General features: G+C 41.0%; 18 protein-coding genes. 7 read left to right on the forward strand and 11 right to left on the reverse strand.

The window, feature by feature from the left end; translation table 11 throughout:
* Positions 1-25: 25 nt before the first annotated feature.
* The 4 genes from KIT27_05320 to KIT27_05335 are packed head-to-tail and all read right to left on the reverse strand — an operon-like array spanning position 26 to position 3500.
* A complete protein-coding gene (locus KIT27_05320) occupies positions 26-1258 on the reverse strand; it encodes a tryptophan--tRNA ligase (GenBank protein ID MCW5589066.1) in 1233 nt (410 codons plus the stop codon).
* Positions 1259-1307: 49 nt separating this feature from the next.
* Positions 1308-1928, reverse strand: coding sequence for a threonylcarbamoyl-AMP synthase (locus KIT27_05325; GenBank protein ID MCW5589067.1), 621 nt, complete (start codon positions 1926-1928; stop codon positions 1308-1310).
* Between the two features lie 51 nt (positions 1929-1979).
* On the reverse strand, positions 1980-2810 hold the full coding sequence (locus KIT27_05330) for a PHP domain-containing protein (GenBank protein MCW5589068.1): 831 nt from the start codon (positions 2808-2810) through the stop codon (positions 1980-1982).
* Positions 2811-3500: a porin family protein gene (locus KIT27_05335; GenBank protein ID MCW5589069.1), complete on the reverse strand. Its 690-nt coding sequence runs from the start codon at positions 3498-3500 to the stop codon at positions 2811-2813. It abuts the gene before it with no gap.
* A gap of 251 nt (positions 3501-3751) precedes the next feature.
* Between KIT27_05335 and KIT27_05340 the strand changes: the two genes are divergently transcribed.
* The 7 genes from KIT27_05340 (at position 3752) to KIT27_05370 (ending at position 8055) form a co-directional block, all read left to right on the forward strand.
* Positions 3752-4294, forward strand: a complete 543-nt coding sequence (locus KIT27_05340) for a septation protein IspZ (protein MCW5589070.1) — start codon at positions 3752-3754, stop codon at positions 4292-4294.
* A gap of 5 nt (positions 4295-4299) precedes the next feature.
* Positions 4300-4578, forward strand: a complete 279-nt coding sequence (locus tag KIT27_05345) for a hypothetical protein (protein MCW5589071.1) — start codon at positions 4300-4302, stop codon at positions 4576-4578.
* Positions 4579-4580: 2 nt separating this feature from the next.
* Positions 4581-4841 carry a BolA family transcriptional regulator gene (locus KIT27_05350; protein ID MCW5589072.1) on the forward strand — a complete coding sequence of 87 codons (261 nt, stop codon included), beginning with the start codon at positions 4581-4583 and terminating at the stop codon, positions 4839-4841.
* 134 nt (positions 4842-4975) lie between these two features.
* Entirely contained in the window at positions 4976-5302 is a 327-nt protein-coding gene (locus tag KIT27_05355) for a type II toxin-antitoxin system RelE/ParE family toxin (GenBank protein ID MCW5589073.1), read from the forward strand.
* A 22-nt stretch (positions 5303-5324) separates the two neighbouring features.
* On the forward strand, positions 5325-5621 hold the full coding sequence (locus tag KIT27_05360; protein ID MCW5589074.1) for a transcriptional regulator: 297 nt from the start codon (positions 5325-5327) through the stop codon (positions 5619-5621).
* A gap of 111 nt (positions 5622-5732) precedes the next feature.
* Positions 5733-6377 (forward strand): NYN domain-containing protein, encoded by a 645-nt coding sequence (locus KIT27_05365; protein MCW5589075.1) that lies wholly within the window; start codon positions 5733-5735, stop codon positions 6375-6377.
* Positions 6378-6522: 145 nt separating this feature from the next.
* Complete coding sequence (locus KIT27_05370) at positions 6523-8055, forward strand: SEL1-like repeat protein (GenBank protein MCW5589076.1); 1533 nt, start codon at positions 6523-6525, stop codon at positions 8053-8055.
* A 26-nt stretch (positions 8056-8081) separates the two neighbouring features.
* On the opposite strand, the gene KIT27_05375 is transcribed toward KIT27_05370, so the two are convergent.
* The 7 genes from KIT27_05375 to KIT27_05405 form a co-directional block, all read right to left on the reverse strand.
* The gene (locus KIT27_05375) at positions 8082-8534 is read right to left on the reverse strand and encodes a DUF892 family protein (protein ID MCW5589077.1); all 453 of its coding nucleotides are present in this window, start codon (positions 8532-8534) and stop codon (positions 8082-8084) included.
* A gap of 260 nt (positions 8535-8794) precedes the next feature.
* Positions 8795-9043: a DUF2795 domain-containing protein gene (locus KIT27_05380; protein MCW5589078.1), complete on the reverse strand. Its 249-nt coding sequence runs from the start codon at positions 9041-9043 to the stop codon at positions 8795-8797.
* A gap of 83 nt (positions 9044-9126) precedes the next feature.
* Entirely contained in the window at positions 9127-9849 is a 723-nt protein-coding gene (locus tag KIT27_05385; protein ID MCW5589079.1) for a cyclic nucleotide-binding domain-containing protein, read from the reverse strand.
* 456 nt (positions 9850-10305) lie between these two features.
* Positions 10306-11181 (reverse strand): succinate--CoA ligase subunit alpha, encoded by an 876-nt coding sequence (gene sucD / locus KIT27_05390; protein ID MCW5589080.1) that lies wholly within the window; start codon positions 11179-11181, stop codon positions 10306-10308.
* Between the two features lie 2 nt (positions 11182-11183).
* Positions 11184-12347, reverse strand: coding sequence for an ADP-forming succinate--CoA ligase subunit beta (gene sucC / locus KIT27_05395; protein ID MCW5589081.1), 1164 nt, complete (start codon positions 12345-12347; stop codon positions 11184-11186).
* A 37-nt stretch (positions 12348-12384) separates the two neighbouring features.
* The gene (odhB, locus tag KIT27_05400; GenBank protein MCW5589082.1) at positions 12385-13560 is read right to left on the reverse strand and encodes a 2-oxoglutarate dehydrogenase complex dihydrolipoyllysine-residue succinyltransferase; all 1176 of its coding nucleotides are present in this window, start codon (positions 13558-13560) and stop codon (positions 12385-12387) included.
* 33 nt (positions 13561-13593) lie between these two features.
* Positions 13594-16437, reverse strand: coding sequence for a 2-oxoglutarate dehydrogenase E1 component (locus KIT27_05405; GenBank protein MCW5589083.1), 2844 nt, complete (start codon positions 16435-16437; stop codon positions 13594-13596).
* Positions 16438-16556 lie beyond the last annotated feature (119 nt).

Consider the following 16556-nt stretch of genomic DNA (forward strand, 5'->3'; position numbering starts at 1 on the left):
ACACTACTCAAAACTGCGTACTCCTTTACGTATAATCGATACCAATAGCATCGCGCACATCCACCATGGTATCTCGCGCCACTTCTTTTGCTCGTTCACAACCTTCAGCGACTACAGCTTTTACTAAACTGGGATTATCCAAATATTCTTGCGCGCGATCGCGGATGGGTACTAACTCTTCTTGAATGGATTGAATTAACGGTTTTTTGCATTCTAAACAACCAATACCTGCACTGCGACAACCTTGGCTAACCCAATCTAAGGTTTCTTGCTTGGAATAGACTTTGTGTAATCCCCATACTGGACATTTTTCTGGATCGCCGGGGTCGGTTAAGCGTACTCGTGCCGGATCGGTTTGCATGGTTTTGACTTTTTGTTCAACAACTTCAGGAGTATCGCGTAACGCAATCGTATTATGATACGACTTCGACATTTTTTGCCCATCTAAACCCGGGAGTTTAGGATTTTGAGTCAGTAACGGTTGCGGTTCGGGTAAAATAATTTTACCGCCGCCTTCTAAATAACCATGTAAACGTTCCCGATCGCTAATACTAATGTGATTTTGTTCTTCTACCAAGGCTTGGCCTGTCGCCAACGCTTCATGATCGCCTTCTTGTTGATAACGTTGCAGCAACGTGCGATAGAGTTTCGCATTTTTTTTACCAAGCTTTAAAATCGCTTCTTGGGCTTTTTGCTCGTAGTCGGTGTCGCGCCCGTAAATATGGTTAAAACGGCGAGCGATTTCGCGAGTGAGTTCGATGTGGGGTACTTGATCTTCACCGACCGGCACATAGGTGGCTTTGTAGAGCATGATATCGGCGCTTTGTAACAAGGGATATCCTAAAAAACCATAGGTAGATAAATCTTTTTCTTTGAGTTTTTCTTGTTGTTCTTTATAGGTGGGAACGCGTTCGAGCCAACCCAGTGGCGTAATCATGGATAAGAGTAAGTGTAATTCGGCGTGTTCAGCAACTTGTGATTGAATAAAAATATTGGCAGAACCTGGATTAATGCCAGCCGCTAACCAATCGACCACCATTTCCCAAACATTGGTTTCAAAGGATTGCGGTTCATCGTAATGCGTGGTTAACGCGTGTAAATCGACGACACAGAAAAAACATTCGTGTTCATGTTGAAGACGCACCCAATTTTTTAACGCACCATGATAATGTCCAAGATGCAAAGCGCCGGTGGGACGCATTCCCGACAAAACGCGGGAAAAGCTGGATTGGTTCAAGTAGGACTCTCCATAAATCATAAAGCGCCTATTTTACCTAGACTGCGCGGATTAGGAAATCAAAAATTATTTACTGCATTCTCCCGACATCACCTTTGCCCTGACGCACGATGGTGGGAATATCATCGACTAAATCAAAGACGGTGGTGGCTTCAAATCCACAATAGCCTCCATCGATAATTAAATCCACCGCATGCCCCACCTGAATATCGATTTCATACGGATCGAGTAAAGGCATTTCTTCGTTGGGTAGGATTAAGGTAGTGGTCATCATCGGTTCCCCCAATGCTTCGAGCAGGGCCATGGCAATTGGATTTTCAGGAATACGAATGCCAATGGTTTTACGATGAGGATTTTGCAACCGCCTGGGCACTTCGCGCGTGGCTTTTAATAAAAAGGTGTAAGGGCCTGGCGTATAGGCTTTTAAAAAACGAAACGCTGAGTTATTGACAATTGCATAGGTGCTTATATCCGATAAATCGCGACAAATTAACGTGAGATTGTGTTTTTCATCGATTTGACGAATTTGGCGGATGCGATCGAGCGCGTGTTTATCGCCAATTTGACAACCCAAGGCGTAGGCAGAATCGGTGGGATAAACAATCACTCCGCCTTGTCGAATAATTTCAATGGCGCGATGAATTAATCGTTGTTGAGGATTGAGCGGATGAATATGAAGTGTGGTGCTCATGAAAATTAGCAGTCCTTGCGAAAATGATGGACAAATTGTAGGGCAAAAAACTCAAGATTGCCAACATTTCCAAATCGGACGTGCTTTAGCGGGTAACGTTGCGAAACGACCTAATTGCCGCCAAGGCATGTGATCGCCATGAAAATCGGAACCCTGAGAACTGTATAAATCAAACTGCTCCGCTAACCGTGCTAAATAGAGCAGTTTATCGTTAGGGGTTTGCGCACTGATAATTTCCAAACCATCACCGCCGGCTTGTTTAAAATCCCGTAATAATTGACGCAATCGTTTGCTTTTGAGTTGATATTCTAAGGGATGAGCTAACACCGCAAATCCCCCCGCTTGTTTGATAAGCTTAATAATGATCGTAAAATCCAACCACGGTTGTTCCACAAAAGCCGGTTTTCCAGGTTTTAAATAGCGCGTAAAAGCCTGTTTAAAATCGTTTGCAAAGCCACACTGCACCAAATATTGAGCAAAATGGACTCGACCCAGATTGTGATCACGATTCAACGCCGCTGTCCCTTCATAGGCGTTGGGAACACCTAATTGCGTTAAGCGCTCGGCAATCGCACGATTGCGCCGTTCGCGACTGCTTTGTTGCTCCGCAATGCCTGCTAATAAATCTGGGTGATGAATATCAATGGCTAATCCTAGAATATGAATATCCACACTTTGCCAGCGTGAAGAAAATTCAATCCCTGGAATAATTTCTAGGTGATTTGCCGCTTGCAGCGCGCTGGGGATGGCAGAAATGGTATCGTGATCGGTAATGGCGAGCATAGTCACACCCACTGCTTCTGCGCGCGCCACTAAGTCTTCTGGAGATAAGCTGCCATCAGAATGATTAGTGTGGGTGTGAAGATCGTAACAGGTTAGCATTTAATTAAAATAATAACTCCATCCCACGAGGATGCTATCGACAGAGGCGCCTCCTTTATAAACATCTTGTTGAGCGCCGATGACACCAGAAGTTGGCGTAAAGGCTTTGGAGATGGTATTAAGATTTTTACCAAACGTATGTTGATAGGTCAGCGAAAGGGCATTGTGATTGTTGAGGGCAAAGCTTGCGCCGACTGCGAGTACAGGTTTGAAATGTCGTGTGGTGGTGACAGGGTCGATACCAGAATTACGAGCAATTTGCCAAATACTATAATGCTGTTGCAAACGCGCAATTCCGGGTTTTAAAAATACACTCCACTGAGAATTCAATACATAACGAAACGTCGCCAATAAATCGAATTGTTCTGAGGTAATACGATATTGATTATTGGAAGCAAACGTCACAGAAGAATAGCCATCATCATGATACGCAAGTTCAGCGCCCATTAAGAAATTAGGATTGACTAGAAATTGATAGCCGGCATTCAGTCCCCAGGCAAAGGCACCACGGGCTTTGCCGTTTAAAGGAGATGCCCCTGTTCTATCGTTGGTGGTGGGGGTGGCAATTTGCGCGGCGCCGAGTTGTCCCGTGATATAAAGCCCTTGAGAAGTAATGTCGGCAAATGCTGAATGAGCAGAAAATAATGCGAATGCTGCGGCGATGCAAGTATATTTAATGGTGTGTTTCATGGCAATAATAACTCCTTGTGTTTCAACTCTTGCGCGACTACGATGCTAACCCTGTAAACTAGGGATTAACTAGATACTCTAAAGAACTTAGCTAAGTCAATCAAGCTTTTATTTTGTGTTAGTTCTCTTCCAATAGGGGCGATAGCGTTTGATTAAAAAGAATTGCTTGATGGAAAATATTGCAGAATGAGCACTCGCCTTTTAAACGCTGCGTGGTATATACTTATTTTTTAAAAATTTTCAGAGTTGCTATGAAAGCATTATACGATATTTTTTCTATCATCATTTTTGTGATTGTCTATTACTTTTATGGTTTTTATAGTGCCGTAGCGGCGATTAATATTATGATGTTTTTAGGCGTTATTTTATATCGTTTAAAATTCAAAAAATTCGACCGCATGCAGGTTGCGATTTTTTTAGTGATTTTACTCTTATCAATTCCTACGTTTGTCATGCATAATGAATTATTTTTTAAATGGAAACCCAGCATTATCAGCTGGATATTCGCCGCTGGCCTACTGTTGTCGCCATGGTTTGGCGAGAAAAAAACGTTATTTCAGCGTATTTTAGAAAAAGAAAATATTCAAGTCAGCAAAAAATCGCATCATTTGATTAATTTATTATGGGTAATTTATTTTATAGTATTTGGTGGTGTAAATTTATTAGTGGCTTATTTATTTTCAACGAAGGTTTGGGTATGGTTTAAATTAATTGGCAGTCTCGGATCGATGATCATCATGGCGCTATTAACCACCCTCATTCTTTATCCACAACTGCGTGATAAACAGGAGTAGTAACAATGTTATTTGTGATTCGAGCATTTGATAAAACAGATGGTTATAAAATTCGTCCCCAAGTTCGTCCTGAACATATTGCACGCGTGGAGTTATTAAAAAATCAACAACGCTTAGTGTTAGCAGGTCCGCTGTTAAATGCAGAAGAAACGCCAATCGGTAGTTTAATTATTGCTGAATTTAATTCCATAGAAGAAGCAACGACCTGGGCATATGCCGATCCTTATCAAACGGCTGGCATTTTTGCTCAGATTGAAATTAATTATTTTAAACAGGTATTTTAAACATGGATAATTCCAAACGCATACAAACCATGCGAAACTTACTCACTCAACAATTATCACCCACTTATTTAGAAATAATCGATGATAGTCATCTTCATCAAGGACATATTGGTGCTCAATCCGGTGCTGGACATTTCACTATTAAAATTGCGGCAAAACAATTTGAAGATAAAAAATTAATTGAACAACATCGTTTAGTTTACCAGGCCTTGCAACCACTGATGCCACAGGATATTCATGCGTTGATTATTAAGATTATGTAACTGCTTGACACTGATTCATTTTCTTTAACAATATACAAATGACTATTTTGTTTATCCCCTCCTCTGCCAATATCATTAATTGAATTAAACTTGAATCAATGTAGCCTATGGGCTACAATTAAGAAGGGCAGCGTATGAAGGAGTTACGGGTATATCGTACTAAAGCAGGTAAACAACCGTTTACTGATTGGCTTGCATCATTAAACGATAAAATTGTTAGAGCCCAAATAAATAGTCGCCTAAATCGAGTTGCCTTAGGCAACTTTGGTGATTATAAGTCTGTTGGAAGCGGCATAATGGAATTACGAATTCATCGTAGCCCAGGTTACCGAATTTATTTTAAAGAGCATGATAATACTATAATTTTATTACTATTTGGCGGGAACAAAAAAACACAAAAAGATGATATTCAAAAAGCTAAAGAATATTGGATTGATTTTAAGGAGCGATATTATGATTAGATCTAAATCTAAAATACTTAAAATGACTGGCAGTTATGATGATTGGTTAATTAACTCTTTGCGTAATAAAAAAGAAGCTGCCACTTATTTAAAAGTTGCTCTAGAAGAATTTCAACAGGATAATAATTTGGCGGCCTTTTTATTAGCGTTACGTCAGGTAGTAGATGCGCAAGGAGGAATTGGATTGCTCGCTCAAAAAACTCACTTAAATCGCGAGAGTTTATACAAAACCTTATCGGGAAAAACCAATCCAAAACTCCAAACCATTGGCATGGTATTAAAACAACTCGGTTTTGAACTTTCTCTTCGCGTGGTATAGTTTGCAAATGGTATAAGTATGATTTATAATGCAAATACTACTACCCCTGCGGTTTCGCCCGTAGGGTAAAAAGCCTCCTTGTGAGGCTTTTGTCTTTTCAAAGGGTTAAAAATGCAACAAAAAAGAACGATAGTATATGTTGATGGATTTAATTTATACTATGGTTCGCTTAGAAAAACGGATTATAAATGGCTCGATCTGAAAAGATTGTTTACCCTGTTATTGGGCGAGACACATGCTATTCAGGAAATTAAATATTTCACTGCAAAAATTTCTCCTCGTGATAAAACTGATAAATCACCTGACCGCCAAAAACTCTATTTATTAGCAATTTCTAAATATATTCAAGAATTAAAAATCTATTACGGACACTACTTAACAAGTAAAATAATGGCAAAAGTATGTGAACCAACTTCGACTATTCCAAAATTTATTCAGGTATTTAAAACTGAAGAGAAGGGATCAGATGTTAATTTAGCTTTGCATATTCTTAATGATGCTTGGTTAAATAAATATGATTGTGCTGTATTAGTATCAAATGATGGCGATATAGCAGAAGCATTACGGTTTGTAAAAGAAGAACATCAAAAAATGATTGGACTGATTGTTCCTGGCAATGATAAATATCGTAAAGCAGCAGTGGTATTAAGTAAATATGCAGATTTCACTCTTAGAATTAGTAAAAAATCACTCACAGAATCCCAATTACCAGAGAAAATACCAGGTACTAATTTGTATAAGCCAATTGCATGGTAGCTATTAAAATACAGCTGAAAATTTACTTTTGCACAATCCTAAAATCACATCTACACTGAATAAAGAGGCGAAAGCCTTTTTAGGTTGCATAATTTTTTTTGAGAAAACAATGAAGCAGTTGGCGATTTTCAATGGCTTATTCGCTATGCTGATATTACTTAGCATAGTTAGCACAGGATTGGCAGCGACTCAGGCAGGAATTATTGCCTATCGTCAAGGCGATTTTTCTCATGCTCTGCAAGCATTAACGCCAGCGGCAAAAAATGGCGATAAAGAGGCTATGTATTATTTAGCTCTGCTCTACCGCAACGGACATGGCGTCAGTCAACATATCCCCACTGCAATCCACTGGTATAAAAAATCGGCGCAAGCAGGATTTGCTCTGTCACAAAATAATTTAGGTTATCTTTATGCAAAAGGTGACGGCGTTAAACAAGATTATCGCCAAGCAGCCTATTGGTATGAACAGGCAGCAAAAAATAATTTGGCAGTTGCGCAATTTAATTTAGCCATGTTGTATGAAGATGGTGTAGGTGTAAAACAAAATTTCTCAAAAGCCGCCACCTTATACGAAAAAGCAGCTCAACAAAATCATGCAAAATCTCAATATTCAATCGGCTTAATGTATCAATTTGGCCGTGGCGTACCACAAGATTATGAAAAAGCAGCGCAATGGTATCAAGCCTCCGCCAAACAAGGTGTTATTGGTGCTGCCAATAATTTAGGATATTTATATTCCAATGGCCTAGGCGTAAAACAAAATTTTACTCACGCGCATCATTATTATCAATTTGCAGCATTACGCGGATTTCCCTCGGCGCAATATAATTTAGGCTTATTATATGAAAATGGTATGGGGGTAAAAAAGAATGAGACAGAAGCGGCGAAATGGTATTATCGCGCTGCGTTACAGGGTCATCCTAGTGCGCAATATAATTTTGCGTTATTAAATCATTTAGGTCGAGGTGTTCCGCAAAATTTTCCAGAGGCGGCAACGTGGTATTATCAATCCGCTAAAAATGGATTTGCCTCGTCACAATATAATTTAGCCTTACTCTATGAAGAAGGTAAAGGTGTGCCGCAAGATTATGCGGAAGCGGCAAAATGGTATCAGCTGGCAGCCGATCAACATCACGCTAAAGCTCAATATAATTTAGGTATTTTGTATCGATTAGGTAAAGGGGTGAAACAATCGGATAAAACCGCAGTGAGTTGGTTTGAAAAATCTGCTGAAAAGAATTTTCCTGAAGCGCAGTATAATTTAGCGTTAATGTATGAAGATGGCCAAGGTGTAAAACAAAATTTTCACAAAGCTGCGGCCTTATATGAACAAGCCGCGCAGCATAATTTTGCAGAAGCGCAATACAACTTAGCATTGTTATATCGTGAAGGAAAAGGCGTTAAGCAAGATTTTTCGCGTGCAGCGTATTGGTATGAGCAAGCGGCAAAATTAGGGCTCGCCAGCGCACAAAATAATTTAGGTTTATTATATGCTAATGGCCAAGGCAAAGAGCGCAATGATATAGAAGCCTATGCCTGGCTTACCACTGCCACGCAACAAGGATTTTCCTTAGCTAAAAACAATCGTGATATTATCAAAAAACGATTATCAGCAGAACATTTACGCCAAGCAGAAAATCTTGCTCGCCAGTATTCGCGTTTATACATTGCTCGATAAGCAGCGTGTTAACTTAGAAAATTATGTTAAGTTTGATTCAAAATACCTTCAATCCAGGCTTTATGTTTTTTTTCATCGTCTAACCCTTTACTTAACGCAGTAATGGTATCTGGCCATTTATCGGTAAAATCATTTAATCGTTGATAAGCGGTATTGGTATCTTCTTCATTACTTTTCATGGCCATTAAAATAGCGTGATCACCCGCTAAATCTGCTAATACTACTTTACCTTTGGCTATCCATTGCTTGCCAATGCTCGGGCCAGTCGGCGCTTCTTCTCCGTGCTCGCTTAAAATACTGCTTAACGTGGTAACATGATCTTGATGATCTTGGCGGAAATTATTTAACGTTGTGGCATATTGGGGATTTTCTAAACGCTTAATCGCAGCATCATACGCTTCGATAGCATCATAATCTAATTCGATTAAATCTTTTAATGCGCTAACAAAATTAGCTTGTAAACCTACCTTAGTAACCATATTCTTTCTCCTATATCAATTGTGTAGCTTGGAACGGAGTGTGTAGCCGGGAACGGGGGGGGGCGGGGAGGCGGGAGTGTCATTGATATCTGTTTATCTTCAATCTTTAAACACGTAACGAAACTTGGGTTAAATTCAGAATTCGTTTTTTAGAATTTCTGATCCTGGATCTCCGCTGCGCTCCGTTCCAGGCTACACGCTACGCTCCGTTCCAGGCTACACGCTGCGCTCCGTTGCAGGCTACCCTTAAAAAGCACCGATTAATGGGCTTGACTCACGGCTTTTGTGACATCAACCGCTGAGCGATACTCATTATCGGGCAAATTTTTGATGGCCGACATCACATCATCTGGCGCATCATTATCTTTTGCTTGATTAACTATCTCGTTTTTATCGGCTGGAAAATCAATGCCTTTTAAATATTTTTCAATGGCCGTTGGATTCGCTTTATTGGAATCTCCACGGCCACCCTCACTTGACTTCCTTCCCCCTTCAGTTGTACCTGTCATGATTTTTCTCCTGTTAATTAAATGAATGTAAGTTTATTATAATTTTTCAGCTAAAATTAGCATTGATATTTGTCAATGTGGCTTTATTTTAATAAGTAGTTTTTATTAAATAATGCAATATCTGAGAGCATTTCGGTATTAGCGTACAAGATGGCATTGTTTTTGATCTTTAAAATTCCAGATTGAATAAAATTACGCAATACTCTACTTAATGTTTCATGCGTAATGCCTAATTGATTGCTAATATCCATTTGCGAAATTTTAAGCATAATTTCATTGTCCGATCGCGAGCGATCGGTAATTTTATGAATAATATCCAAATAAAATGCCGCCACGCGCTGTTTTGCACTGGTGCTTGGCAAAATAAATTCTTTTTCTTTTAATTTATTACTTAATATCGTCAATATTCTATTTTGTTGGGCAGAATTACTTTGCAAAAAATCTTTAAATTCTTTAATTGGGATTAAACACAACATGCTGTGTTCTAAGGTTTGCGCATAGGTGTTATAGGTCTTATCATTAATATATTCCAATCCCACAATATTACCGGCTAATTCAAAGGAATGAACACGCTCTTCACCCTGTTGATTTAAATAATAAGATTTGCACGTTCCTTGTCGAATCGCATATAAATACTTAACAGGATCATTTTCAGCGTAAATATATTCTCCTCGCGAATATTCCTTGGCATAAGCAATCATGTGATTAAGCTCCGCTAAACTTTGGCTATCGAGCCCGCCCGCTAGGCAAAATTGAGCAACGGGACATGTTTTACAATCAATATGATTTTTTTTCCGATTTTTCATGCTTCACCTCCTAAGAAAATATTTTCCTTGGTTATCGAAAGGTTACTCTTGAGAGAATTTCCAAAAAAGCGCAGAGATAGTGCAATATTTCTGATAGGTAAGATTTTTGAACAAATTTTTTATGGGTGCGTAGAGCATTATATCATGATGTAGTGGATTTTATAACAATAAGGTAGGACGATTGAAGTTCAAAAATGGTAGTTATTTTTTCAGTGTGTTTGATAAACATACTTGTTCTAGCTGTTGCTGTCTTGCGATTTTAGCGCTAGAAAAAACCAAAAATAGTCAATGAATTTTTATACAAAGCAATGTATTTTAGCATTTAAATCACCTTACCTGGATTTTACTTGCGTTTAATCCAGATAAGGATTTGATGGGCAAACAGAATTGTATTACTGGGTATTGGAGATTCGACTGTGGCTTCACAGCGCGGATCAGCAAACATACCTTAGAAAATTACCACCCCGTTATTTCTTGCAAGGCGCGAGCAATATCGGCAGGAGATTTTACGGTTTTAACTCCTGCGGCTTCTAAGGCTGCAAATTTTTCTTTGGCAGTGCCTTTACCACCCGAAATAATGGCGCCAGCATGTCCCATGCGTTTGCCAGCCGGTGCGGTGACGCCTGCAATATAAGAAACGACGGGTTTTTTGACGTAGTGTTTAATAAACTCTGCAGCTTCTTCTTCCGCGCTACCACCAATTTCACCCACCATCACAATGGCTTCGGTTTGTGGATCGTCTTGGAATAATTTCAAAACATCGATAAAAGTGGTGCCAGGAATAGGATCGCCCCCAATCCCCACACACGTGCTTTGCCCATAACCGGCGTCGGTAGTTTGTTTCACCGTTTCATAGGTTAACGTTCCAGAACGCGAGACAATTCCTACTTTTCCAGGTAAATGAATATGTCCTGGCATGATCCCAATTTTGCATTCGCCAGGAGTGATAACGCCTGGGCAATTGGGGCCAATTAAACGGGCTTGCGTATTTTTTTCGATGTAGTATTTTGCTTCTAACATATCCAGCGTGGGAATGCCTTCGGTAATACACACGATTAATTGAATTCCCGCTTCTGCCGCTTCAATAATAGAATCTTTACAAAAAGGCGCTGGAACATATATTACAGAAGCTTCGGCGCCAGTTTGTTTAACGGCATCGCGCACGGTGTTAAAAATCGGTAAATTTAAATGTTCTTGACCACCTTTACCAGGAGTGACACCGCCGACCATTTTAGTGCCGTAAGCAATGGCTTGTTCGCAATGAAAAGTGCCTTGTTTACCGGTAAAACCTTGGCAAATGACTTTGGTGTTTTTGTTAATTAAAATACTCATTATTATTTCTCCACGCTAGCGACAGCTTTTTTCGCCGCATCGGTTAAACTGGTGGCGGCAATGATATTTAAACCACTTTCGGTTAATTTTTTTGCGCCAAGTTCTGCGTTATTACCTTCTAAACGCACGACAACAGGAATTTTTATTCCTACTTCAGCCACTGCGCCAATAATACCATCTGCAATTAAATCACAACGCACGATGCCGCCAAAAATATTGACTAATACCGCTTTCACATTGGTATCGGATAAAATAATTTTGAATGCCTCCGTCACGCGTTCTTTGGTGGCACCACCACCCACATCTAAGAAATTCGCGGGTGCACCGCCGTGTAATTTCACGACGTCCATGGTCGCCATCGCCAACCCTGCGCCATTGACCATGCAACCAATATTGCCATCGAGGGCAATGTAATTGAGTTCCCATTCACGCGCATGATTTTCGCGATCGTCTTCTTGAGTGGTATCGCGCATATCACGCAAACGCGGTTGGCGAAATAGCGCATTATCATCAATGTTAATTTTGCCGTCTAAACATAATAAATTACCTTGTTTAGTGACAACTAACGGATTAATTTCTAATAAACTTAAATCTAAGTCTTGATACATTTTTCCCAGCGCTAACATAATCGTGGAAAATTGTTTGATTTGATCGTCTTTTAAGCCTAACTGGAAAGCCACTTCACGACATTGAAATGGCATGATGCCAACGAGTGGATCGACAATGATTTTAAAAATCTTTTCTGGGGTTTCTTCTGCGACTTTTTCAATTTCCACACCACCTTCCGTGGATGCCATAAAAACCACACGACGGGTAGCGCGATCGACCACAGCGCCTAAATATAATTCGCGATCGATATCTGAGGTTTCTTCAATTAAAATTTGATTAACCGGTTGTCCACGTTCATCGGTTTGATAGGTTACTAACCGCGTGCCTAATAAAGATTTTACGACGTCTAAGGCTTCTTCTTTAGTGCTCACCAATTTAACGCCGCCTGCTTTACCGCGGCCACCGGCGTGCACTTGCGCTTTCACCACAAAGCGTTTGGTTTCTAATTGATCGATTGCAGCACTCACTTCTTGTGTGCTGCGGATCACTTCGCCATTCGGTACGGCAATACCGTAGTCGCGAAACAATTGTTTAGCTTGATATTCATGTAAATTCATTGCAATGTGCCTTCTAGAATAATTAAAACAATAATGATTAAACTTCCAATAATAATCGTGTTGGATCTTCAATCATTTCTTTGACGGTTTTTAAGAATTGCACCGATTCGCGTCCATCGATAATGCGATGATCGTAGGATAATGCCACATACATCATGGGGCGGATCACAATTTCATCGTTAACGACGACAGGACGTTTTTCAATTTTGTGCAAGCCTAAAATACCACTTTGGGGAGGATTGATAATGGGCGTAGCGAGTAACGAACCAAATACACCACCATTGGTGATGGTGAAGGTGCCGCCCGTCATTTCATCGATGGTTAATTTCCCATCGCGCGCGCGCTTGGCATATTCAGCAATGGAAGATTCGATATCTGCCATGCTCATGCGATCGGCATTGCGCAATACCGGTACGACTAATCCACGATCGGTAGAAACCGCCATGCCAATATCAAAGTAACCGTGGTAAACCATATCGTTACCATCGATTGATGCATTTACAGCCGGAAAACGTTTTAATGCTTCGATGGCTGCTTTCGTAAAAAACGACATAAATCCTAAGCGAATACCATGTTGTTTTTCAAAATTGTCTTGATATTGATTGCGTAAATTCATTACCGCAGACATATCAATTTCGTTAAAGGTCGTTAAAATTGCGGCATTGTGTTGCGCGCTTAATAGGCGCTCGGCAATGCGTGCGCGAAGACGCGTCATCGCCACGCGTTGTTCTGGGCGAGAACCTGGGCTTATCATCGTGGTTGGTGCTGGTGAGGTAGCACTCGCTAAATGAGTTAACACATCGGTTTTAGTGATGCGCCCGTCTTTGCCTGTCCCTGAAATATCACTAACATTCACTTCTTTCTCCGCCACAATCCGTCGCACCGAAGGACTTAAGCTATCGTTTGGAGCAGAAGACGTTTCTACGTTGGCGGCGGCTGGAACGGCTGCGGCTTTTACCGGTGTCGTGTTGGCAGTGGCAGCTTCGATAATCGCAAGCACTTGTTCTGCTTTAACGGTGCTGCCGGCTTGTTGCACGATTTCTTTGAGAATACCATCTTGAGGCGCGGGTACTTCTAGCATCACTTTATCGGTTTCGATATCGACTAAATTTTCATCGCGGGTGACAAAATCCCCAGGTTTTTTGTGCCAAGCGCTGACTACCGCATCCGCGACAGATTCCGGCAACGTTGGCACTTTAATTTCAATTGACATGTTTGCTGTGTCCCCAATAGTTAGAGTTAAATATTATACGTGTTGGCTAAAATTCACCACGTCCGCTTGCGTTAATCCTAAGGCTTTTTCCACCAAATTATTTTGCTGTGCTTGATGCATTTTCGGTGAACCCGTCGCAGGTGCCGCTGCATGCGCGCGTCCGGCATAGGATAAAACGTGTTGATCATTCAAGCAAGCTTGTAAACGCGGCAAGAGAAAATACCAAGCACCTTGATTTTTGGGTTCTTCCTGACACCAAATAATTTCTTTGGCTTTGGTATACGGTTTTAAGGCGGCGATAATTTCTTCTTTAGGGAATGGATATTGTTGTTCCAAACGAATAATGGCGCAATGAGTGAGTTTTTCTTGCCGACGACGTTCTAATAAATCGTAATATACTTTACCGCTACATAAAATAACCCGTTGCACTTTTTTCGCATCCAGTGCATCTATTTCGTTAATCACGGCTTGAAATTTTCCATTGGCTAATTCTTCTAAATTTGAAACCGCCAGTTTATGACGCAGTAAACTTTTGGGCGACATGACAATGAGGGGTTTACGAAATGTGCGCAACTGTTGACGACGCAACATGTGATAGACTTGTGCGGGTGTGGTGGGCACGCACACTTGCATATTTTTTTGCGCGCACAATTGCAAATAACGTTCTAAACGCGCCGAAGAATGTTCAGGTCCCATGCCTTCGTAACCGTGGGGTAATAATAGGGTTAATCCGCATAAACGCCCCCATTTTTGTTCACCCGAACTGATGAATTGATCAATCACGACTTGTGCCCCATTCGCAAAATCACCAAACTGCGCTTCCCAAATCACTAAGGTTTTGGGTGAAGAAGAAGCGTAGCCATATTCAAAACCTAACACTGCTTCTTCCGATAAAAAGGAATCGATTACGGTGAAGCGAGCTTGATCGTCGGTGAGATGATGCAAGGGAGTATATAATTCTCCCGTGTTTTGATCGTGCAAAACGCATTGACGATGCGAGAAAGTTCCACGCTGACAATCTTGACCACATAATCGCACCGGATTGCCGGAAGCAATTAACGTGGCATACGCCAATGTTTCGGCAAATCCCCAGTTAAGTGGTAATTCACCTTTGGCCATTTTAGCGCGATTTTCATATTCTTTTTGCACTTGGGCTTGAATTTTAAATCCGTCTGGAACGGTAGTCAGCAAACGACCTAATTCTTGCAAGCGCGTCAGTGGCACGCTGGTGTCAATGGCGACTCGCCAATTTTGTTCGGTATAAGGGGTCCAATCAATCGCGAATTTGGAATCGCTGTGCGAGGATAATTGCACCACATTTTGACCTTTGTCGAGGATAGCGCGATAGTCTTCGTTGAGCTTCTCGACTGCGGATTGCGTAGTCACTTGTTCTTGGATTAAGCGTTCAGCATAAAGTGTACGTGTGGAAGCTTGAGCTTTAATCGCTTTATACATGATAGGTTGGGTTGCTGAAGGTTCATCGGCTTCGTTGTGACCATGACGACGATAGCACACTAAATCGATTAAAATATCTTTGTTAAATTTGAAGCGATAATCTACCGCTAACTGGGTGACAAAAACAATGGCTTCTGGATCGTCGCCATTGACGTGAAATACCGGTGCTTGGATCATTTTTACGATATCACTGCAATATAAGGTAGAGCGCGCATCCAACGGATTGCTGGTGGTAAAACCAATTTGATTATTAATAATGATGTGGATGGTGCCACCTGTCGCAAAACCGCGCGCTTGCGACATATTTAATGTTTCCATCACCACACCTTGCCCTGCAAACGCGGCATCACCATGAATTAAAATCGGTAACGCTTTATTGCGTTGCGCATCTTGGTGGCGATCTTGCCTTGCACGCACTGAACCTTCGACGACGGGATTAATAATTTCTAAATGCGAGGGATTAAAGGCCAAGGCCAAGTGAACAATACCGCCAGGGGTTTGCACGTCGGAAGAGAATCCCATGTGATATTTAACATCACCACTGTGACCATTATTTTCTTTTTTTCCTTCAAATTCGTGAAATAATTCTTCAGGGGATTTACCTAAAATATTCACTAGCACATTTAAACGTCCGCGATGCGCCATGCCTAAAACAATTTCTTTTACGCCAAGGCTGCCGGAGTTTTGCACTAGAGTATCTAGAAGAGGAATTAAACTTTCACCGCCTTCTAACGAAAACCGCTTTTGTCCCACATAACGTGAACCTAAATATTTTTCGAGCCCTTCGGCGTGAGTGAGTCCTCGTAAAATATGTTTTTTTGTATCGGGATTAAATTTTGGTGTTGATTGAGTTTGTTCTAAACGTTCTTGTAGCCAACGCACTTCTTCGGTATTCGAAATATGCATGTATTCCACGCCAATCGTGCCACAATAGGTTTTTTGGAGTGCATCTAAAATGGTTTGTAAACTCGCATTTTCTTGACCCGCTAGTGTTCCCGTATTAAATACTCGAGTTAAATCGCTCGCGGATAAACCATGATAAGCGAGATCTAATGCCGGAATTGCCACACGTTGCGTTAATTTTAAGGGATCAAGATCCGCAGCATGATGTCCAAAACTGCGATACGCATTAATTAAATTCATGACTTGCGTTTGCTTACGCACTTGCTCAACATCACCACTAGCGACAGCAACACTGGCTTGTGGCTGACGACTTAACTCACGGAAATAGTCGCGAATCGCGGCATGCGACACATCGAGTGATCCATTTTTTTTAGGCAACTGATCAAAACATTGACGCCAACGGCTATCGACTGTGTTGGGATCGCGTAAATAATCCTCGAATAAACTTTCTAAATAGCTACTACTGCCATCGTATAAAAATGAATTATCCCACATCTCAGTCATGGTAGGTTGTGTCATGGTGCTATGCCGCCCGTTTTGAAAATTTATGCTAAGTTTACTACTTCTAAGCCGGTAAAAAAACAGGCAAAATGCTGATTTGCACAATTTTCTCCTGCCTGTAGCCTGGAACGGAGCGC

This window comes from Legionellales bacterium (assembly GCA_026125385.1).
Taxonomy (GTDB): domain Bacteria; phylum Pseudomonadota; class Gammaproteobacteria; order JAHCLG01; family JAHCLG01; genus JAHCLG01.